At 52.8% G+C, this 19,166-nt stretch carries 18 protein-coding genes and 1 other RNA gene; 4 read left to right on the forward strand and 15 right to left on the reverse strand.

The window, feature by feature from the left end; all coding sequences use genetic code 11:
• Nucleotides 1-66: 66 nt before the first annotated feature.
• From DRI82_RS14355 to DRI82_RS14390, 8 genes are all read right to left on the reverse strand, one after another.
• Nucleotides 67-813 carry an SDR family oxidoreductase gene (locus tag DRI82_RS14355; protein WP_114194601.1) on the reverse strand — a complete coding sequence of 249 codons (747 nt, stop codon included), beginning with the start codon at nucleotides 811-813 and terminating at the stop codon, nucleotides 67-69.
• Between the two features lie 88 nt (nucleotides 814-901).
• Entirely contained in the window at nucleotides 902-3,781 is a 2,880-nt protein-coding gene (gene gcvP, locus DRI82_RS14360; protein WP_114194602.1) for an aminomethyl-transferring glycine dehydrogenase, read from the reverse strand.
• 92 nt (nucleotides 3,782-3,873) lie between these two features.
• A complete protein-coding gene (gcvH, locus tag DRI82_RS14365; RefSeq protein WP_114194603.1) occupies nucleotides 3,874-4,260 on the reverse strand; it encodes a glycine cleavage system protein GcvH in 387 nt (128 codons plus the stop codon).
• A 97-nt stretch (nucleotides 4,261-4,357) separates the two neighbouring features.
• Nucleotides 4,358-5,455, reverse strand: coding sequence for a glycine cleavage system aminomethyltransferase GcvT (gcvT, locus tag DRI82_RS14370; protein ID WP_114194604.1), 1,098 nt, complete (start codon nucleotides 5,453-5,455; stop codon nucleotides 4,358-4,360).
• 459 nt (nucleotides 5,456-5,914) lie between these two features.
• Nucleotides 5,915-7,117 carry an FAD-dependent 2-octaprenylphenol hydroxylase gene (gene ubiI / locus DRI82_RS14375; protein WP_114194605.1) on the reverse strand — a complete coding sequence of 401 codons (1,203 nt, stop codon included), beginning with the start codon at nucleotides 7,115-7,117 and terminating at the stop codon, nucleotides 5,915-5,917.
• 44 nt (nucleotides 7,118-7,161) lie between these two features.
• The gene (gene ubiH / locus DRI82_RS14380; protein ID WP_114194606.1) at nucleotides 7,162-8,340 is read right to left on the reverse strand and encodes a 2-octaprenyl-6-methoxyphenyl hydroxylase; all 1,179 of its coding nucleotides are present in this window, start codon (nucleotides 8,338-8,340) and stop codon (nucleotides 7,162-7,164) included.
• 4 nt (nucleotides 8,341-8,344) lie between these two features.
• Nucleotides 8,345-9,658: a Xaa-Pro aminopeptidase gene (gene pepP, locus DRI82_RS14385; RefSeq protein ID WP_114194607.1), complete on the reverse strand. Its 1,314-nt coding sequence runs from the start codon at nucleotides 9,656-9,658 to the stop codon at nucleotides 8,345-8,347.
• Nucleotides 9,659-9,683: 25 nt separating this feature from the next.
• A complete protein-coding gene (locus DRI82_RS14390) occupies nucleotides 9,684-10,259 on the reverse strand; it encodes a YecA/YgfB family protein (RefSeq protein WP_114194649.1) in 576 nt (191 codons plus the stop codon).
• A gap of 261 nt (nucleotides 10,260-10,520) precedes the next feature.
• On the opposite strand from DRI82_RS14390, the gene zapA reads away from it, so the two are divergent.
• The 3 genes from zapA to DRI82_RS14405 all read left to right on the forward strand — a co-directional run bounded on the left by zapA (nucleotide 10,521) and on the right by DRI82_RS14405 (nucleotide 11,744).
• Nucleotides 10,521-10,850: a cell division protein ZapA gene (gene zapA, locus DRI82_RS14395; RefSeq protein ID WP_021179791.1), complete on the forward strand. Its 330-nt coding sequence runs from the start codon at nucleotides 10,521-10,523 to the stop codon at nucleotides 10,848-10,850.
• Nucleotides 10,851-10,890: 40 nt separating this feature from the next.
• Nucleotides 10,891-11,074, forward strand: a non-coding RNA gene (gene ssrS / locus DRI82_RS14400) — 6S RNA.
• Nucleotides 11,075-11,138: 64 nt separating this feature from the next.
• The gene (locus tag DRI82_RS14405; RefSeq protein ID WP_114194608.1) at nucleotides 11,139-11,744 is read left to right on the forward strand and encodes a 5-formyltetrahydrofolate cyclo-ligase; all 606 of its coding nucleotides are present in this window, start codon (nucleotides 11,139-11,141) and stop codon (nucleotides 11,742-11,744) included.
• Between the two features lie 95 nt (nucleotides 11,745-11,839).
• Here the strand turns inward: DRI82_RS14405 and serA are convergent, their stop codons facing one another.
• A complete protein-coding gene (serA, locus tag DRI82_RS14410; protein ID WP_114194609.1) occupies nucleotides 11,840-13,078 on the reverse strand; it encodes a phosphoglycerate dehydrogenase in 1,239 nt (412 codons plus the stop codon).
• A 377-nt stretch (nucleotides 13,079-13,455) separates the two neighbouring features.
• Complete coding sequence (gene rpiA, locus DRI82_RS14415; protein WP_114194610.1) at nucleotides 13,456-14,118, reverse strand: ribose-5-phosphate isomerase RpiA; 663 nt, start codon at nucleotides 14,116-14,118, stop codon at nucleotides 13,456-13,458.
• Nucleotides 14,119-14,313: 195 nt separating this feature from the next.
• Between rpiA and DRI82_RS14420 the strand changes: the two genes are divergently transcribed.
• Nucleotides 14,314-15,213, forward strand: a complete 900-nt coding sequence (locus DRI82_RS14420) for a LysR family transcriptional regulator ArgP (RefSeq protein ID WP_114194611.1) — start codon at nucleotides 14,314-14,316, stop codon at nucleotides 15,211-15,213.
• A 2-nt stretch (nucleotides 15,214-15,215) separates the two neighbouring features.
• Here the strand turns inward: DRI82_RS14420 and DRI82_RS14425 are convergent, their stop codons facing one another.
• The 5 genes from DRI82_RS14425 to fbaA form a co-directional block, all read right to left on the reverse strand.
• Nucleotides 15,216-15,947, reverse strand: coding sequence for an oxidative stress defense protein (locus DRI82_RS14425; protein WP_114194612.1), 732 nt, complete (start codon nucleotides 15,945-15,947; stop codon nucleotides 15,216-15,218).
• 96 nt (nucleotides 15,948-16,043) lie between these two features.
• Complete coding sequence (gene argO, locus DRI82_RS14430) at nucleotides 16,044-16,661, reverse strand: arginine exporter ArgO (RefSeq protein ID WP_114194613.1); 618 nt, start codon at nucleotides 16,659-16,661, stop codon at nucleotides 16,044-16,046.
• 177 nt (nucleotides 16,662-16,838) lie between these two features.
• Nucleotides 16,839-17,747, reverse strand: coding sequence for a small-conductance mechanosensitive channel MscS (gene mscS / locus DRI82_RS14435; protein ID WP_114194614.1), 909 nt, complete (start codon nucleotides 17,745-17,747; stop codon nucleotides 16,839-16,841).
• 15 nt (nucleotides 17,748-17,762) lie between these two features.
• A complete protein-coding gene (locus DRI82_RS23880) occupies nucleotides 17,763-17,906 on the reverse strand; it encodes a hypothetical protein (protein ID WP_157968077.1) in 144 nt (47 codons plus the stop codon).
• 53 nt (nucleotides 17,907-17,959) lie between these two features.
• Nucleotides 17,960-19,039 carry a class II fructose-bisphosphate aldolase gene (fbaA, locus tag DRI82_RS14440; protein ID WP_114194615.1) on the reverse strand — a complete coding sequence of 360 codons (1,080 nt, stop codon included), beginning with the start codon at nucleotides 19,037-19,039 and terminating at the stop codon, nucleotides 17,960-17,962.
• Nucleotides 19,040-19,166: the final 127 nt, after the last annotated feature.

A 19,166-nucleotide genomic window follows, 5' to 3' on the forward strand; every position in this document is an offset into this window, starting at 1 on the left:
CCTAATTCTGCACCAACGCACAGTTTCCTGCTGGCGCGCCATGGATTTTAAATTCAATAACGTTTTTTACTTCCCACCAGCCAAATCAATCGTGCTGCCGGTGACGTAGGATGCGGCATCGGAGAGTAGCCAGGCGATGGCTTCTGCCACTTCCTGCGGCTGACCACCGCGCTGCATGGGAATAGCAGAACTCACGCGATCCACGCGCCCAGGTTCACCACCGCTGGCGTGCATATCGGTATAGATAAAGCCGGGGCGGACGCCGTTCACCCGGATCCCCTGTGCTGCGACTTCCAGCGAGAGTCCGGTCGTTAATGTGTCTACCGCACCTTTTGAGGCGGCATAATCGACATATTCACCCGCCGATCCCAAACGGGCAGCGGCGGAGGAGACATTGACAATAGCCCCACCCTGACCACCGTGGCGCGTCGCCATACGTTTGACCGCCTCACGGCAACAAAGGAAGTATCCCGTAACGTTGGTAGCCAATACCCGGTTGATCCGTTCTGCGGTCAGTTGTTCGATCGTAGATTGCTGGAATAAAATGCCAGCATTATTCACCAACGCCCTCAGCACACCCAATTGCGCATCAAGACGTTCAAACATCGCCACCACTTGTTGCTCGTCGGCAACATCCGCCTGTAATGCCAGCGCACGGCCTCCGCGGTGGGTAATCTCGCTTACAACCTCTTGCGCAGCACGGCTGTCATTGAGGTAGTTCACCCCTATCTGATAACCCTTTTCAGCCAGCAACAGCGCTGTCGCGCGCCCAATTCCGCGGCTGGCTCCGGTAATCAACACCACGTTATTCATCGTCTTTCCTTCCGGCATTAAAAAAGGATACGGCCCGTAAGCAGTATCCTTTTGAATTCTAGTCCATCTTTTCGACTAGCAGATGAAGTTACTCGTAATCACTCACCGGAACACAAGAACAGAACAGATTGCGATCGCCGTAGACATCGTCCAGACGTTTCACGCTCGGCCAGTACTTGTTGTCGCGCAGTGATTCAACCGGGAATACCGCCAATTCGCGGCTGTACGCGTGCTGCCAGTCATTGACCAGTTCAGCCTGAGTATGCGGCGCATTCACCAGTGGGTTATCTTCCAGCGGCCACTCGCCTTTTGCCACCCGATCAATCTCAGCGCGGATGGCCAACAGTGCATCGATAAAGCGATCCAGCTCGGCCTTGCCCTCCGATTCGGTCGGTTCCACCATCAACGTCCCGGCGACGGGGAATGACATGGTCGGAGCATGAAAACCGTAATCAATCAAGCGCTTGGCGATGTCCATCTCGCTAATGCCGGTCTGCTCTTTCAACGGGCGGATATCGAGAATACATTCATGCGCCACCCGGCCATCACGCCCCGTATACAGCACAGGATAAGCCGCTTTCAGCCGAGTAGCGATATAGTTGGCATTCAGGATCGCCATCTGACTGGCCTGTTTCAGACCTTCAGCACCCATCATACGGATATACATCCAACTGATTGGCAGAATTGAGGCGCTGCCGAAAGGCGCTGCCGATACCGCACCGTTGGTAGTCAATACACCATCAATTGCGACCACGCTATGCCCGGGAACAAACGGGGCCAGATGGGCTTTCACGCCAATCGGTCCCATGCCTGGGCCACCACCGCCGTGCGGAATACAGAACGTCTTGTGCAAATTAAGGTGCGACACATCAGCGCCGATATAACCCGGGGTCGTAATTCCGACCTGCGCATTCATATTGGCGCCATCCAGATAGACCTGACCGCCGTACTGATGAACGATCTGGCAGACTTCGCGGATGGTTTCTTCGTATACGCCATGGGTCGATGGATAGGTCACCATGATGCAAGAGAGTTGATCGCCCGCTTGCGCCGCTTTCTCGCGCAAATCGCTCAAATCGATGTTGCCTTGTTTATCACAAGCGACCACCACCACTTCCATTCCGGCCATCTGGGCAGAGGCCGGGTTGGTGCCGTGGGCAGAACTTGGGATCAGACACAGGTTGCGGCTGCCTTCGTTGCGGCTTTCATGATAGTGGCGAATCGCCAACAGTCCGGCATATTCGCCCTGCGCACCGGAGTTCGGCTGCATGCATATCGCGTCGTATCCCGTCAGTTGTGCCAGCCACTGGGAAAGCTGGCCGATCATCTGCTGATAACCACTGGCTTGCTCAGTCGGGCAGAACGGATGCAGTTCTGCAAACTCAGGCCAGGTGATCGGGATCATCTCGGCAGCGGCGTTAAGTTTCATGGTGCAAGAGCCAAGGGGGATCATGGCCTGATTCAGTGCCAAATCTTTACGCTCGAGACGGTGCATATAACGCATCATCTCGGTTTCACTGTGATAACGGTTGAAAACCGGATGGGTCAGGATCGGATCCTGGCGCAGCATGGCAATCGGAATCGAATCGCTGTCGGTGCTGACGGCACGATCCAATTGATCGATATCCAGCCCATGATCGTCACCCAGCAATACAGCGAGCAATGCCTGCACGTCTTCACGCGACGTCGCTTCATCCAACGTGATCCCGACAGCGCCGTGGATATCATTGCGCAGGTTGATACCAAAACTCAGGGCCCGATCGAGCACGGCGGCTTTGTCTTTAACCTCAACGGTCAGCGTATCGAACCAGGTATGATGACGCAGTTTCAGACCGCCTTTGCGCAGTCCGCAGGCCAGAATATCAGTCAGGCGATGGATGCGTTGGGCAATGCGCTGCAAGCCTTGTGGGCCATGGTAAACCGCATACAGGCTGGCAATATTGGCCAGCAATACTTGCGAAGTACAGATGTTCGAGTTGGCCTTTTCGCGACGGATATGCTGCTCGCGGGTCTGCATCGCCATACGCAGCGCTGTGTTACCGGCGGCATCACGCGAAACACCAATAATGCGGCCTGGCATAGAGCGCTTGAATTCGTCCCGACAGGCAAAGAAAGCCGCATGCGGACCACCGTAACCCATAGGCACACCAAAGCGTTGCGCAGAACCAAAAACGACGTCGGCACCCTGTTTGCCCGGTGCAGTCAGCAGCACCAAAGCCATAATATCTGCCGCAACGCTGGTAATAATCTTGCGGCTCTTCAGTTCGGCCAACAGCACCGTGTAGTCGTGAACTTCGCCAGTGGTTCCCACCTGTTGCAGCAGCACACCAAATACACCTTCCAGCTCAAGCACTTTTTCTGCTTTGTCGACGATCACATCGAAGCCAAAGGTTTCTGCACGGGTGCGCACGACATCCAGCGTTTGCGGATGTACATCATCGGCCACAAAGAAGCGATTGGCGTTTTTCAGCTTGCTGGCGCGTTTTGCCAGCGCCATCGACTCAGCGGCAGCGGTGGCTTCATCAAGCAAAGATGCCGAAGCCAGGTCCAGCCCAGTCAAATCGAGGGTAAGCTGTTGGAAATTAAGTAATGACTCCAGACGCCCCTGGGAAACTTCAGGTTGATAAGGTGTGTAAGCCGTGTACCAACCCGGATTCTCCAGCATGTTGCGCAGAATAACCGGCGGAGTCAGCACCGCGCTGTAACCCATACCGATATAGGTTTTATAGCGCTGGTTCTGGCTGGCGATGGCCTTCAATTCAGTCAGGGCCTGATGTTCGGTGACGGCGTCGCCCACGGCGGGTGGCCCTGGCAACTGGATATCGGCCGGGACTATCTGCTGGATAAGCGCGTTTAACGAGCTCGCGCCCACGGTGTCCAGCATCTGCTGCTGTTGTTCAGCCGAAGGGCCAATATGACGTCCGATAAACGCTTCGCTGTGTTCAAGTTGGCTGAGAGTCTGGGTCATTGCTACACATTCCTGAATCAAACAAGGGGGTCGGGACTGATTACTGGCAAGGAGATAATGCGCCCCGCGACACGCGGTCGGGGGCGTAAATATTAGTCTTCCAGCGTGGCCTGATAGCCGTCTGCATCCAGCAGGCTGTCCAGATCCGCCTCGTCAGAGGCTTTAATCTGGAATAACCAGCCCGCAGCGTAAGGTTCGCTGTTGACCAGTTCAGGTGAGCTCTCCAGCTCAGCGTTTACCGCAACAATTTCGCCGCTGATAGGTGCATAGATGTCGGAGGCCGCTTTTACCGACTCAGCGACGGCACAATCTTCACCGGCAGACACTTCACGACCGACTTCAGGCAAATCGACAAACACCATATCTCCCAGCAGTTCTTGCGCATGCTCGGTAATGCCGACGCTGTAAATCCCATTGCCTTCTGCGCGAACCCACTCGTGAGATGTCGCATATTTCAATTCTGTTGGTACATTGCTCATCGCCACCTTCTCCTCAGAAGATTTTATATCCGAATTCCTTCAAGCTGCTGGGATGTTGGTTACCTCCCTGCAACTTGACGTTTATTGGGTAAATAAATTATTGCACCACCGGTTTCCCGGCACGGACAAAACCAGGTTTGGTAACCCGAACCGGCATTTCACGGTTACGGATTTGAACGATCGCCTGCTCACCAATACCGGCAGGCACTCGGGCCAGCGCGATGCTGAAACCCAACGTTGGGGAGAACGAACCGCTGGTGATCACCCCCTGATGGGTATTACCCGCTGCATCAGTAAAATGCACCGGCAGTTCATTACGTAATACGCCTTTTTCGGTCATGATCAAGCCGACCAACTGTTCTGTACCCTGCTCACGCTGTTTTTCCAGCGCTTCACGGCCAATGAAATTACGGTCTTGTGGTTGCCAGGCGATGGTCCAGCCCATATTCGCTGCCAGCGGAGAGACCCCTTCATCCATTTCCTGACCATAGAGATTCATACCGGCCTCAAGGCGCAGCGTGTCGCGGGCACCCAGACCGGCAGGCTTGACGCCTGCCGCCAGCAGTTTCTTCCAGAAATCTTCCACCTGCTCTTTTGGCAACGCAATTTCGTAACCTGCCTCACCGGTATAACCCGTTGTGGCAATGAAGAACTCCCCCGTTTGCACACCAAAAAAGGGTTTCATGCCTTCAACTGCCTGCTTCTGCTCGGCAGTGAATAGCGACCCGGCTTTCTGTTTGGCATTGGGGCCTTGCACGGCAACCAAGGCCAGATCGTCGCGCACGGTAATATCAATCAGGAAAGGTTCGGCATGTGCAGTAATCCAGGCCAGATCTTTTTCACGCGTAGAGGAATTCACCACCAAACGGAAGTAATCTTCTGTCAGGAAATAAACAATGAGATCGTCAATAACCCCACCGGATGCATTCAGCATTCCGCTGTACAGCGCTTTGCCTGGTTGGGTCAATTTGGCAACGTCGTTTGCCAGTAGGTAACGGAGGAATTCACGGGTACGCGAACCGCGCAAATCGACAATGGTCATGTGCGACACATCAAACATGCCAGCATCCTGACGCACGATATGGTGCTCATCGATCTGGGAGCCATAATGCAGCGGCATCATCCAGCCATGGAAATCTACCATGCGTGCACCACACGCCACATGTTGGTCGTACAGCGGGGTCTGCTTTGCCATCTTTTCCCTCTTCATCAATTCTGAATACAGGGTGCTGTAGCGCGAGAGTGTTCAGTTTCATCGCGTGGGGCACGCTGACTTTCTCAACAGAACGTTGCATCAAAACGTTGCATCAAACCGATTGGAAACGGCAGCAAACCAGTTGGAAATAGCCGTAAATCAGGGCGACGCAAACGATAGCTTATGACTGAACGTTATCACTGAATTCCTTCGTTAACCATAAGTTAAAATATCAGGTCAATGTCGGGGAAGCAGCGAGTCAGAAAATGATTATGCAGAATTTTCCACTGACAAAACCGGGTCTGTGGCGCAAAATCAGCAAAGGCAGGGGCAATTATTTGATGTTATATAACGGAAAGGCCGAATTTTATACCATAAGGGATTTATGGAATTCGGCCTTGGATTAGAAAATATAATGCAAAAAACAGGCTGAAATTAGATTATTTCAATCGAAGCCGACTAACTGAGCCATTCTGGCAAATCGTTCAAACCCATCGCCTGGCGCACCAACGTCGGTTTTACGCCGGGCAGGTTATCCGCCAGCGTTAGCCCTATATCACGCAGCAGCTTTTTCGCTGGATTGTTCCCCTCGAACAGATCGCGAAAGCCCTGCATTCCGGCCAGCATAACTGCGGCACCGTGTTTACGGCGGCGCTCATAGCGGCGCAAGTAGAGATATTGACCAATATCTTTGCCTTGCCGCTGTAACCTCTTCAATTCTGACGCCAATTCAGCAGCATCCATAAACCCAAGATTTACCCCCTGACCCGCCAGCGGATGCACGGTATGCGCGGCGTCACCTACCAACACCAGGCGCTGGGCGGCAAAACTGCGCGCATAGCGACCTACCAGTGGGAAAGTCTGCCTGTGGCTCTCGACTTCGCATACGCCCAATCGCAGATCAAACGCCATCGCCAGCGCTTTATTGAAATCGTCGTTGCCCAGCCCAGCCAGACGCTGTGCCTCATCGGGCGGTAAAGACCACACTATCGAGCTGAGGTGCGGATCGCTGAACGGCAGGAAAGCGAGAATGCCATCGCCGTGAAAAACCTGACGAGCAACAGAATCATGGGGTTTTTCCGTTCGTATGGTCGCCACCAGCGCAGAGTGGCCGTAGTCCCAGAAGGTCAACGGAATATCGGCGTGCTGACGCAGCCAAGACTGCGCGCCATCAGCACCGACCATCAGACGGGCGGTCAGCATGCGTCCATCCTCCAGCGTAACAAACGCTTCATTCTCACCCCAGGCCACATCTTTCAGGGTCACCGGTGCCATCAATGTGATGTCAGGAAGTTGACTGGCACGCTGCCATAGCGCCTGCTGAATAACTTTGTTTTCAATGATGTGGCCGAGATGACTGAACCCGTACTCATCGGCGCGAAAGGCGATTTTACCGAAGCTGTCGCGATCCCACACTTCCATTCCCTGATACGCACTCGCGCGGCGGGCGAGAATATCGTCCCACACGCCGATGTGCTGCAGCAGTCGCTCACTCGCTGCATTAATCGCGGAAACGCGTAATTCAGGGCATTCACCCAGCGCAGAGGCATCGGGCTCCTGGTGTTCAAGCACGGCAATGCGCAAGCCCATCCCCTGTAAACTACAGGCCAGCGCAAGACCGACCATACCACCACCGGCAATAACCACATCAAATGATTGCATATTCTGCTCTGTTTCCTGTCAGTTGAGGAGGATGATAGCAACGATTAACGTTCTACCCACCCCAAGGTGCGGCGCGCAAAGGCATCGCGCAGCGCCGGGTTCATTTCCATCGCCATCAGACCCAGGTTACGCCCCACCATCAACGGGCCGTAACGGTTGGCAAACAGATGAATCAGACCATCCGTAACGCCCACGGTTGCCTTTTGATCCGGCAGGCGACGGCGCTGATAGTCGCTTAGCACGCGGTATGAGCCAGGATCCTGATGATTTTTCACTGCCTCGGCCAGCGTTTCAGCCAGCGTCATGACATCTCTCAATCCCAGATTGAATCCTTGCCCGGCGATTGGATGCAGCGTCTGCGCCGCATTGCCAACCAGTGCCAGGCGATGGCTGATATGGCTGTTTGCCGTACGCAATTGTAACGGATAACTGATGCGACGACCGGTTTTCAGGAGCCGCCCAAGTCGCCAGCCGAATGCCAGCTGCAATGCCCGCAGGAATTCTTCTTCGCTCCAGCCATCGACTTTCTGCTGATCCTCGCGCGCATGACACCACACCAGAGAACTGCGCCCCCCAGACATTGGCAGCAAGGCCAAAGGACCATGGCGGGTGAAACGTTCGAAAGCACGACCATTGGGGAGTTCTGACGTGGTGATGTTGGCGATGACCGCGATTTGCGCGTAATCCTGTTGCTGCGACTGGATATTGCAGGCCTGAGCCAAGGCAGATTGCGAGCCATCGGCAGCCACCAGCAACTGCGCCGTCAGGGTCTGCCCATTATCCAGAACCACGCTGGCGCTGTCTTTTTGCCGGATAACATCCGTTACCTTGGCCGGACAATGCAACCTCACGCCCGGCGCTTTTTTCAACAGGGCAAACAGTCGCTTTCCGGTTTCATGCAGCTCCACTACGTTGCCCAAGGCATCGACGTGATAATCCTGCGCATCCAGATTGACGAATCCGGCATGGCCGGAGTCGCTGACGTGTACGTGGGTGATCGGCGTCGCACAGCTTTGTAACGCCTTCCAGATACCGATGCGCGCCAGTTGCTGGCAGGTGCCCTGCGCCAGCGCGATCGCCCGGGCGTCAAACCCCGGATGCTGCTGGTTGTCCGGCAATGACGCTTCGATCAGGTCAACCCCAATCCGCCCGGCCGTTAACGTGGAAATCGCCAGCGCCAACGTCGCACCGGCCATGCCGCCACCAACAATAATTACATTCATAGGATTACCGTGCCGCCGCCATCAGGGCTTCAATTTCATCCGCCTCTTTGACCACGCCAGAAGTGAGGATCTCTATTCCATCTTCGGTGATCAAAATATCGTCTTCAATGCGGATACCAATCCCGCGGTATTCTTCAGGTACATCCGCGTCCGGCGCAATATACAGGCCCGGCTCAACGGTCAATACCATGCCAGGCTCCAGCGTGCGGCCACGATCTGGCGAACCATAATCGCCTACGTCATGGACATCCAGCCCCAACCAATGTGAGAGACTGTGCATAAAGAACTGACGATGCTTTTGTCCGGCATACAACTCATCGACATCACCTTGCATTACACCCAGTTCCACCAGCCCGGTAATCATCACCCGTACAGCGGCTTCGGTCGCGTCACGGATACTGCGACCCGGTTTAAAGACTTCCAGCGCTTTGTATTCCGAGGCCAGCACAATGTCGTAAATCGCCCGCTGCGCGGGGGAAAACTTGCCGCTGACGGGGAACGTGCGGGTGATGTCGCCTGCATAGCCTTTGTATTCACAACCTGCATCGATCAACACCAGATCACCATCACGCAACTCACACTCATTTTCGGTGTAATGCAAAATGCAGCCATTTTCACCGCTCCCTACAATGGTGTTGTAGGAGGGATAGCGCGCGCCATGTCGGGTAAACTCATGAAGAATTTCACCTTCGAGATGATATTCAAACATCCCTGGCCGGCATTTCTCCATCGCCCTGGTATGGGCCAACGCGCTGATTTCGCCTGCACGACGCATAACGGCTATTTCTTCCGCCGACTTGAACATCCGCATATCATGCAGCCATGGACGCCAGTCGGTCAAAGTCGCGGGCGCACGAAGGCTCTGTCGTGACCCGTTGCGCAGCTTCTCCAGTGCACCGAAGACAATTTTATCGGCATACTCGTAGTTGCCCTGCGCGTGATATACCACGTCCAGTCCGTTCAACAGCAAGTGCAGTTGATCGTTGATTTCACCAAATGGCAGCGCACGATCAACATTCAATTTGGCAGGTGCTGCATCCTGACCCAGGCGGCGGCCAAACCAGATTTCTGCCGTCAAATCCCGCACGCGGTTAAACAATACGCTGTGATTATGGGTGGCATCACTCTTAATCAGAATAAGTACAGCTTCCGGCTCATTGAAACCGGTCAGATACCAGAAATCGCTGTTCTGGCGATAAGGGTACTCGCTGTCAGCACTGCGCGTCGCCTCCGGTGCAGCAAATATAATCGCCGCACTGGCCGGAGCCATTTTCGCCAACAATGCCTGACGGCGATTCTGAAATTCTTGCTGAGTCATCACCTTCTCCTGGATCCTGATTGCATCAATGCAGCGTCGGCTTGCGCACTTCCGGGGCCGTTGGTTTTTGCCGGGTAAATTCGGTATGGCACAGAATAGCCGCGACGCGAACGTATTCAATGACTTCTTCCAAAGATTGTGCGAGCTCTTCCTGATCTTCTTCTTCGTCGTAACCTAATTGTGCGATGTTACGCAAATCATCGATCGCTTCCCCGGCTTCATCTTTCACCTTCGACAAATTGGGTTGCATCATTCCCAGCCCCAACAGGAAGTGATTGACCCAGCCTGAAAGTGCATCGGCACGTTCAAATACGCTGGTATCATCGTCCGGCAGCAGCAAGCGGAATTCAAAATCCTCGTCTTCCAGCGATCCAAACGTAACTTCATGTAACTGACCCAAAGGCTGGCTAAGGGTTTGCGAAAAGGCCAGCCCCTCATTTGTCAGGTCGTGCACCAGCGTCAGCCAACTGCCGTCTTTATTGCCGCCACAGAGCAGACCGCTGATTAATCCATGCATCTCCGCAGCCGTTAAGGCGACAGACTGCTGCTTGAGAACTTGATTCACTGAATCATAGGTAGGAAAGGTATTCTGTATAGACATGCGCATTCGTCATCGTTGGCAGGATAAGTTCGTGTTATGCTACCACCAAGGTCAGTCGCTATACCAGATAAGCGAACACCCCGTTAACGGTTGATATCGATCGCTGGCGCAGTAGATTACAGACTGTACTGTCGAGCATCATCCTGATTTAAAGGGGTTGTATCTTGGTATTGAGGTATATATAGTGGCGCCCGTTTCCGGAACCCAGAGCCTCAGGCCAGGGTTCGCAGAACTGGCGCGAAAATTAGGCAGGAAGGTGGCATGTCTGCACAACCGGTAGATATTCAAATTTTTGGCCGCTCGTTAAGAGTCAATTGCCCGCCAGAGCAACAAGATGCGTTGAACATGGCAGCAGAGGATCTTAATCAGCGGTTGCAAGATCTTAAAGTTCGCACTAGAGTCACAAATACAGAACAACTCGTTTTCATCGCTGCTTTAAATGTTTGTCACGAACTGGCACAAGAACGCTTGAAAACTCGTGATTATGCAGCCAATATGGAACAACGCATACGGATGTTGCAACAGACCATAGAACAAGCGTTGCTTGAACAAGGTCGCATTTCTGAACGTCAGGATGCACAATTCGAATAACTTAAGTTGTTGGTAGTGTAGTATCGACAATGAGTAAAAAATTTCTCTGAGGTGTTCGTCAGCGGGCCAGTCCCCTGAGCCGATATTTCATACCACAAGAATGTGGTGATCCGTAACCGGTGAGCATGCTCGGTCCGTCCGAGAAGCCTTAAAGTTGCGACACTACGTTCACCTTGAACCAAGGGTTCAAGGGTTACAGCCTGCGGCGGCATCTCGGAGATTCCCTACTTTTTCTGATACCCTTCTTTAATCAAGGAGTCAGGTATCAGCCCGGTACTCCCGTATCGTATGTCAAAAAATAGTTCCTTCCCTGAAATCGCGCTGTTAAGACAGCATCTCCGCACTGAAGTCCGTTCATTGCGTCGCGCACTCACGCCCGATCAACAATTGTTTGCCGCACATCAGGTTGCACGGCGTGTCGCTAAGCATCCCCGCATCCAGAGCGCCCATTCCGTGGCGGCTTTTCTCTCCTTTGATGGCGAGTTACCCACGCGTCCGGTGATTGAACAGCTCTGGCGCGACGGTAAACGGGTTGTTTTGCCGATATTGCATCCCTTTTCAGCGGGTCATTTACTGTTTCTCGATTATCAGCCCAGCACGACACTGAAAACCAATCGCCTGAAGATTCTTGAACCGACTCTCGATGTAAGACACATTCTGCCCATCAATCAGTTGGATATCATTCTGACGCCCCTGGTCGCCTTCGACAGCACAGGGCAACGTTTGGGTATGGGCGGTGGTTTTTATGACCGCACGTTGCAGCATTGGCAGGAGCGCGGCCCCTATCCGATTGGATTGGCGCATGACGTTCAGCAAGTGGAGTGTATTCCGGCGCAGGAGTGGGATGTGTCGTTACCGGAGATCATTACACCGGAACGAACGTGGGTGTGGTGATCATCCGAACGCAGACGAGATATTTTTATTAACGGCTGGCACAAGAAAAACGGGCACCGAAATGCCCGTTTTCATTTGGGATAGTCAACGCACACTCAGTATAAGAGACGCGCGCGGATCGTCCCTGGGATCTTCTTCATCAACTGCAACGCGGTTTCCGTCATTGCATTGTCAGTCTCGACATCAATAACCACATAACCAATTTTCGCGCTGGTTTGCAGGTACTGGGCCGCGATGTTAATGCCCTGCTCAGCAAAAATCTGGTTAATGCTGGTCAGAATGCCAGGACGATTTTCATGGATGTGCAGCAGACGACTGGTGTTCTCACCATGTGCTGGCAACGAGACTTCCGGGAAGTTAACAGCAGACAGCGTTGAGCCATTGTCAGAATACTTCGCCAGTTTACCCGCCACTTCAGCACCAATGTTTTCTTGTGCTTCCTGAGTTGAACCGCCGATATGCGGCGTCAGGAGCACGTTGTCGAATTCACACAGTGGGGAATTGAACGGATCGCTGTTGGTGGCTGGTTCATCGGGGAATACGTCAATCGCCGCACCCGACAGATGGTCGCTGGCCAACGCATTGCACAGCGCAGGAATATCGACCACGGTTCCGCGCGAGGCGTTGATCAGGAATGCACCCGGCTTCATCAGTGTCAGTTCATCTTCACCGATCATGTTCTGCGTGGAGCGCGTTTCTGGCACGTGCAGCGTCACGACATCACTCATGTTCAGCAATTCGGACATATGCCTAACCTGGGTTGCATTGCCGAGCGGCAGTTTATTCTCGATATCATAGAAATAAACATGCATGCCCAGCCCTTCAGCCAGAATCCCCAATTGCATACCGATGTGGCCGTAGCCAATGATGCCAAGACGTTTACCGCGCGCTTCGTAAGAACCCACCGCCAGTTTGTGCCATACACCGCGATGCGCTTTGGCGTTGGCTGACGGGATACCGCGCATCATCAACAACATTTCCCCCAGCACCATTTCGGCGACTGAGCGGGTGTTGGAGAACGGTGCATTGAACACCGGAACGCCACGTTTGGTTGCAGCGTCAAGATCAACCTGGTTGGTGCCGATACAGAAACACCCTACCGCGACTAATTTTTCTGCGGCAGCAAAAACTTCTTCGGTCAAATTGGTACGCGATCGGATACCGACGAAATGCGCATCACGGATAGATGCTTTCAGTGATTCGGTGTCTAACGCACCCTTGTGATATTCAATATTGCTATATCCGGCAGCACGCAGATTATCAACCGTGCTTTGGTGAACCCCTTCCACTAACAGAAACTTAATTCTGTCTTTCTCCAGTGATACTTTTGACATGTCCCCGACCCTATTTTCAGACTTCAGAAGCGGCTGTTACACAACAGCTCATAGCCAACATAACAAAAATATGAAAGTCGGCAATACAAACGATTGCCTAGCCACCAGCAGAAGGCTCAGCGATGGCAACATATTCTGGCGAATAATCCTGCCGTAAAGAATTCAGGCAGCATCTTAGAGGAGAGAAGCTGGCAAATGTGACATATGTCACTAAATTTGGCCTCTAAAATAAAAGATGTTTTAGGACGAAAATTATCACAGACATAAGTTTGTACTATGACCGCGATCGCATCACAGACAAATAACAATTCAAGCGCCACAGAACCCACGGCGTGTAACAACCGCCGTAGATCCCGTCCTCAAGGCAGATCACCTGCTTATTTAAGCTCGATCGTTTTCACGCCGTCAGCCGTTCCGACCAACGCAACATCGGCTCCACGGTTGGCAAACAGGCCCACAGTCACCACACCAGCAATGCCATTGATCTTATTTTCCAACGCGACAGCATCGAGAATGGTCAGGTTGTGCACATCAAGAATGACGTTTCCGTTATCCGTTACCACACCCTGACGATACTCTGGCAGACCACCCAGTTTAACCAATTCACGGGCTACGTAGGAACGAGCCATAGGAATGACTTCGACAGGCAGCGGGAATTTACCCAGAACGTCAACCTGCTTGGAGGCATCAACAATACAGATGAATTTACGGGCAATCGCCGCAATGATCTTTTCACGCGTCAGGGCAGCACCACCGCCTTTGATCATCTGCATATGTTCGTTGATTTCATCTGCACCATCGACATAGATGTCCAGAACATCAACCTCATTGCTGTCGAACACATGGATACCGAGGCTCTTCAGCTTGGCCGTTGAGGCATCAGAACTGGATACTGCGCCCTCAATCTGATCTTTCATCGACCCGAGTGCGTCAATGAAATGGGCCGCTGTCGATCCAGTGCCAACACCCACGATGGTTCCCGGTTTCACATATTTCAATGCTTCCCAGCCCACCGCTTTTTTCAGTTCTTCCTGCGTCATGATAAGTTCACTGCCCTTGCTACGAAAACGTGTGCGTATTATAGAGCAAGGGTCGATGAAATTGCGCGTTAACCACCGTTAAGGATCACACTTATTGATGTAGCCGTGATTTATCAGGACGGAATTTAGCCACCTAAATAAGTCAAAATTGTGGCATAGTATTTTTATTCATAAAATTCAGGGGATATGGCTCCGATGAAACGCCCAGACTACCGAACGCTGCAAGCGCTGGACGCGGTGATCCGTGAACGCGGCTTTGAGCGCGCGGCACAGAAACTTTGTATCACTCAATCGGCGGTATCTCAACGCATCAAACAGTTGGAAAATCTGTTCGGTCAGCCTCTGCTGGTCCGCACCGTGCCGCCCCGCCCGACCGAGCAAGGGCAGAAGTTATTGGCGCTGTTGCATCAGGTTGAATTGCTGGAAGAAGAGTGGTTGGGAAATGATACCGGCATCGATACACCGTTGTTACTGTCGCTGGCGGTCAACGCCGACAGTCTGGCCACCTGGCTGCTGCCCGCCTTGAAACCGGTATTGGCAGATTCGCCAATCCGCCTGAATCTGCAGGTGGAAGATGAAACCCGCACGCAGGAACGCCTGCGTCGTGGCGAAGTGGTCGGCGCGGTCAGTATTCAGCCGCAGCCACTGCCAAGTTGTCTGGTCGATCAGCTCGGCGCGCTGGACTATCTGTTTGTCGCATCGAAGCCCTTTGCCGATCGCTACTTTCCCAATGGCGTGACGCGAAGTGCCCTACTGAAAGCACCCGCCGTTGCCTTCGATCACCTGGATGATATGCACCAGGCATTCCTGCAACAGAACTTCGATCTCTCACCGGGAAGCGTGCCCTGCCATATCGTGAACTCGTCGGAAGCCTTCGTGCAATTGGCGCGACAAGGGACAACATGCTGCATGATCCCGCATTTGCAGATTGAGAAAGAGTTAGGAAGCGGGGAACTGATTGATTTAACGCCGGGGCTGTTCCAGCGTCGTATGCTCTTTTGGCACCGTTTTGCACCGGAAAGCAGAATGATGAGGAAAGTCACTGACGCCCTGCTGGAGCACGGGCGTCAGGTATTACGCCAAGATGTAGAGTAATATCAGTTTGTTGCGCCACGCTTCAGTTCAAATACCACATCAACCTGATCGTCGAAATGGATCGACTGCTGCTCGTAGGTCTGGGCAGCGTCGCTCTGCGCGGGGGCTTCCGCCGATTTGTACATGCGCGCTACTGGCATAGGCTGATAGTTCGCCACGTGGTAACGGATGCTGTAAACCGGGCCGAGCGTGGTTTTGAACCCTTTTGCCAGGGCATCAGCCTGCGCAGTTGCGTTATCGATGGCTTTCTGACGCGCCTGCTCACGATAGGTTTCCGGGTTGGCAACCCCTAACTCAACGGCACGGATCTCATTCAGGCCGGATTTCAACGCACCATCCAGCAGGTCGTTAAGTTTATCCAATTGGCGCAGCGTAACCTGAACCTGACGGGATGCGCGATAGCCTTTCAGCTCAGTACCGCCATCTTTCAGGTAGTTGTATTCCGGTTGTGTACGCAAGTTGGCGGCATTGATATCTTTTTTCTCAATTCCGTTCTTTTGCAGAAAGGCAAAATATTCGGCAACTTTCTCATCCGCCTGCTTTTTGGCAGTGGCTGCGTCCTTCGCAGAGATATTCACTTCAATTGCCAGAGTCGCAATGTCCGGTGTCGCATCGACACTGGCGGTTCCTGATGTCACCACATGCGGCCCTTCTGGTAACTCCGCCGCGTTGAGTGCCACAGGTAACGTCCCTAATCCTAACATCGCGGCTATAGCCAATGCTTTCAGCTTCACAGTGCCTCCTTTAGACATGCATTTACTAAAACGTAGACCCAAAGTACAAACCTAGCATAATGAATGGGCAATGCATTTAAGATTAGTGACAAATTCTTAGAGTTGCGCACTTTGGCGCGCTAACTGGATGGCAATGCACCACATCACACTACCGACTACCACGTTGATAATACGCTGCGCCTTCGGCGTATTGAGCCACGGTGCCAGCCAGGCAGCCAACAGAGCCAAACCAAAGAACCACACGACGGATGCACTCACCGCCCCCAGCGCAAACCAGGAACGCGCATCTGCATTGAATTGCCCACCCAAACTGCCGAGCACGACGAAAGTATCCAGATAAACGTGCGGATTCAGCCAGGTGACAGCCAGCATGGTCACGACCAACCGCCAGCGGCTTTGCTTCATCACTTCGGCGGTTGCCAGTTCCAGATTCTTGCTGAATGCCGTTCTGAACGCGCCCCAGCCATACCACAGCAGGAATGCAACGCCGCCCCATGTTACCAGCGAGAGCAAAAGCGGTGACTGGCTTAATAACGCACTGCCACCGAACACCCCGGCGCAGATGAGTAAAATGTCGCTCAAGGCGCACAACGAGGCGATCATCAAATGATACTGACGGCGGATACCCTGATTCATCACAAAAGCATTTTGCGGGCCCAGAGGTAATATCATTGCCGCACTCAACGCAAAGCCCTGCAAATAGACCGATAGCATGCTGTTTACTTCCTTAAAACGAATAAAGAGGGTGTCTGAGAAAATGGTCTCGATGGCAGATATTTTACGGTGAGATTTTCATTAGCGGAAATGGATAAATCTAATCGACCATCAGTAAAGCTTATATTCACGGCAACAAAAAAGCGCCCGCAGGCGCCTGGTTCGAAAAAAGCGAATTTACGCGTTAGTGTCGGGTGCCCGCGCCAACGGCGGATTCGCATCTTCATCGGCAGCCACTTCTTGCGCAACTCGGTGTAAATGAATATCCATCTGTGGGTAAGGAATATTCATTTTATGCTCGTCCAGCGCGCGCTTGAAGTTTTCCAACAGATCCCAGTAGATATCCTGGGCATCGGCATTGGTACTCCAGACACGTACCACGAAGTTTAGCGTAGAGGCTGTCATCTCGTTCAGGCGAACCGTCACCTCTTTGTCGTGCATGATACGTTTGTCGGCCGCAATGATGTCACCCAATACTTTCTTGACCACATCAATGTCTGCGTCATACGCCACGCCAACGATGATTTCGGTACGGCGATTCGGCTCACGGGAAGTATTGATAATGTTATTGGCGATGACTTTACCATTGGGCACAACGATGATTTTGTCATCGAGGGTACGCAATGTCGTGGAGAAAATCTGCACTTCAACCACGGTACCGGCAACGCCACCCAAATCTACATACTCGCCCGCACGGAATGGACGGAACACCACCAACAGGACTCCGGCTGCAAAGTTGGCCAGAGAACCTTGCAGTGCCAAACCAATCGCCAAACCGGCGGCACCCATTACCGCGATAACGGACGCAGTCTGTACGCCAATGCGCCCGAGCGCCGCGATAACCGTAAAAGCGATGATACCGTAACGGACGATAGCCGCGAGGAAGTCGGCAACGGTGAGGTCTATACCCCGGCTGCGCATCAATTTATGCACGGCACGCGAGACAAAGCCCGCAATGATCATCCCGATAATCAGAATGACCACGGCAGCAACGATATTTACTGCATAGCTAATCAACAGTGCCTGATTTCGTACCAGCCAGGTGCCAGCATTGTTAATACTCTCGACTACGTTGAGATCTTCCATTCAAACCGTCCTAAATCAAAAACTCCCAGCGGGAGTGAATACCCAAAAACCACCAGCCCAGGTGCTGGCAACCAACGCCACAGCACTAAGGGTAAGCAACAATCCGTTTTCCTGCCAATCCTGATTGTAAAGACAGAGAGGAAAAACCTTGTTATTCATAATGATAAAAGGCCCCCGAAGGAGCCTTTCTGTATGGAGCAAGATAACAGAGATTACAGAACGTCAACCGCGTTCAGTTCTTTGAAAGCCAGTTCCAGACGGGTGATCATTGAGCTCTGGGCTGCACGCAGCCAGACGCGCGGATCGTAGTATTTCTTGTTCGGTTTGTCTGCGCCTTCCGGGTTACCCAGTTGGCCTTGCAGATAGCCTTCGTTCTTTTTGTAGTAGTTCAGGATACCTTCCCAGTTTGCCCACTGAGTATCGGTATCGATGTTCATTTTGATTACACCGTAGCTGACTGCTTCTTTGATCTCGGCAGCCGTTGAACCAGAACCGCCGTGGAACACGAAGTCCAGCGCATTGTGCGGCAGGTTGTGTTTCTTGCACACGTACTCTTGAGAGTTGTGCAGGATTTTTGGCGTCAGTTGCACGTTGCCTGGCTTGTACACGCCATGAACGTTACCGAAGGAAGCAGCGATGGTGAAACGTGGGCTGATTGCATTCAGTTTGGTGTAAGCGTAATCAACGTCTTCTGGCTGGGTGTACAGCGCGGAGCTGTCCATATGGCTGTTATCTACGCCATCTTCTTCACCACCAGTACAACCCAGTTCGATTTCCAGGGTCATATTGATTTTAGCCATACGAGCCAAATACTTACCGCAAATCTCGATGTTTTCTTCCAGTGTCTCTTCAGACAAGTCGATCATGTGGGAAGAGAACAGAGGTTTGCCGGTCTCGGCAAAGTGTTTTTCACCCGCGTCCAACAGGCCGTCGATCCACGGCAGCAGTTTCTTCGCGCAGTGGTCGGTGTGCAGAATAACTGGCACGCCATAGTGTTCTGCCATCTGATGCACGTGATGCGCGCCAGAGATTGCACCCAGGATAGCCGCGCCCTGAGGTATGTCAGTTTTCAGACCTTTACCGGCGATGAAAGCAGCACCACCGTTAGAGAACTGAACAATTACCGGTGCTTTCACTTTAGCAGCGGTTTCCAGCACGGCGTTGATGGAGTCGGTACCCACGCAGTTAACGGCTGGCAGAGCAAAGTTGTTCTCTTTTGCTATTGCGAATACTTTCTGAACGTCATCGCCAGTGATGACACCCGGTTTTACGAAATCAAAAATTTTAGACATATTTCGTTGTCCTGTTTCGTCGGCCATAGATGGATTGAATCAATTTACTATTTCGCTCGGGTTCATTACATCGGCCACCCGCGAGGAATAGAATGACCAGGCGGCTTTTGCCACCCGGTCAGATTAA

The organism is Edaphovirga cremea (assembly GCF_003332275.1).
Lineage (GTDB): Bacteria > Pseudomonadota > Gammaproteobacteria > Enterobacterales > Enterobacteriaceae > Edaphovirga > Edaphovirga cremea.

Excerpts from the sequence above, each read along its gene's own strand:
- DRI82_RS14355 (WP_114194601.1), bottom strand. The coding sequence starts at position 813 with ATGAATAACGTGGTGTTGATTACCGGAGCCAGCCGCGGAATTGGGCGC.
- gcvP (WP_114194602.1), bottom strand. The coding sequence starts at position 3,781 with ATGACCCAGACTCTCAGCCAACTTGAACACAGCGAAGCGTTTATCGGA.
- gcvH (WP_114194603.1), bottom strand. The coding sequence starts at position 4,260 with ATGAGCAATGTACCAACAGAATTGAAATATGCGACATCTCACGAGTGG.
- gcvT (WP_114194604.1), bottom strand. The coding sequence starts at position 5,455 with ATGGCAAAGCAGACCCCGCTGTACGACCAACATGTGGCGTGTGGTGCA.
- ubiI (WP_114194605.1), bottom strand. The coding sequence starts at position 7,117 with ATGCAATCATTTGATGTGGTTATTGCCGGTGGTGGTATGGTCGGTCTT.
- ubiH (WP_114194606.1), bottom strand. The coding sequence starts at position 8,340 with ATGAATGTAATTATTGTTGGTGGCGGCATGGCCGGTGCGACGTTGGCG.
- pepP (WP_114194607.1), bottom strand. The coding sequence starts at position 9,658 with ATGACTCAGCAAGAATTTCAGAATCGCCGTCAGGCATTGTTGGCGAAA.
- DRI82_RS14390 (WP_114194649.1), bottom strand. The coding sequence starts at position 10,259 with ATGTCTATACAGAATACCTTTCCTACCTATGATTCAGTGAATCAAGTT.
- zapA (WP_021179791.1), top strand. The coding sequence starts at position 10,521 with ATGTCTGCACAACCGGTAGATATTCAAATTTTTGGCCGCTCGTTAAGA.
- DRI82_RS14405 (WP_114194608.1), top strand. The coding sequence starts at position 11,139 with ATGTCAAAAAATAGTTCCTTCCCTGAAATCGCGCTGTTAAGACAGCAT.
- serA (WP_114194609.1), bottom strand. The coding sequence starts at position 13,078 with ATGTCAAAAGTATCACTGGAGAAAGACAGAATTAAGTTTCTGTTAGTG.
- rpiA (WP_114194610.1), bottom strand. The coding sequence starts at position 14,118 with ATGACGCAGGAAGAACTGAAAAAAGCGGTGGGCTGGGAAGCATTGAAA.
- DRI82_RS14420 (WP_114194611.1), top strand. The coding sequence starts at position 14,314 with ATGAAACGCCCAGACTACCGAACGCTGCAAGCGCTGGACGCGGTGATC.
- argO (WP_114194613.1), bottom strand. The coding sequence starts at position 16,661 with ATGCTATCGGTCTATTTGCAGGGCTTTGCGTTGAGTGCGGCAATGATA.
- mscS (WP_114194614.1), bottom strand. The coding sequence starts at position 17,747 with ATGGAAGATCTCAACGTAGTCGAGAGTATTAACAATGCTGGCACCTGG.
- DRI82_RS23880 (WP_157968077.1), bottom strand. The coding sequence starts at position 17,906 with ATGAATAACAAGGTTTTTCCTCTCTGTCTTTACAATCAGGATTGGCAG.
- fbaA (WP_114194615.1), bottom strand. The coding sequence starts at position 19,039 with ATGTCTAAAATTTTTGATTTCGTAAAACCGGGTGTCATCACTGGCGAT.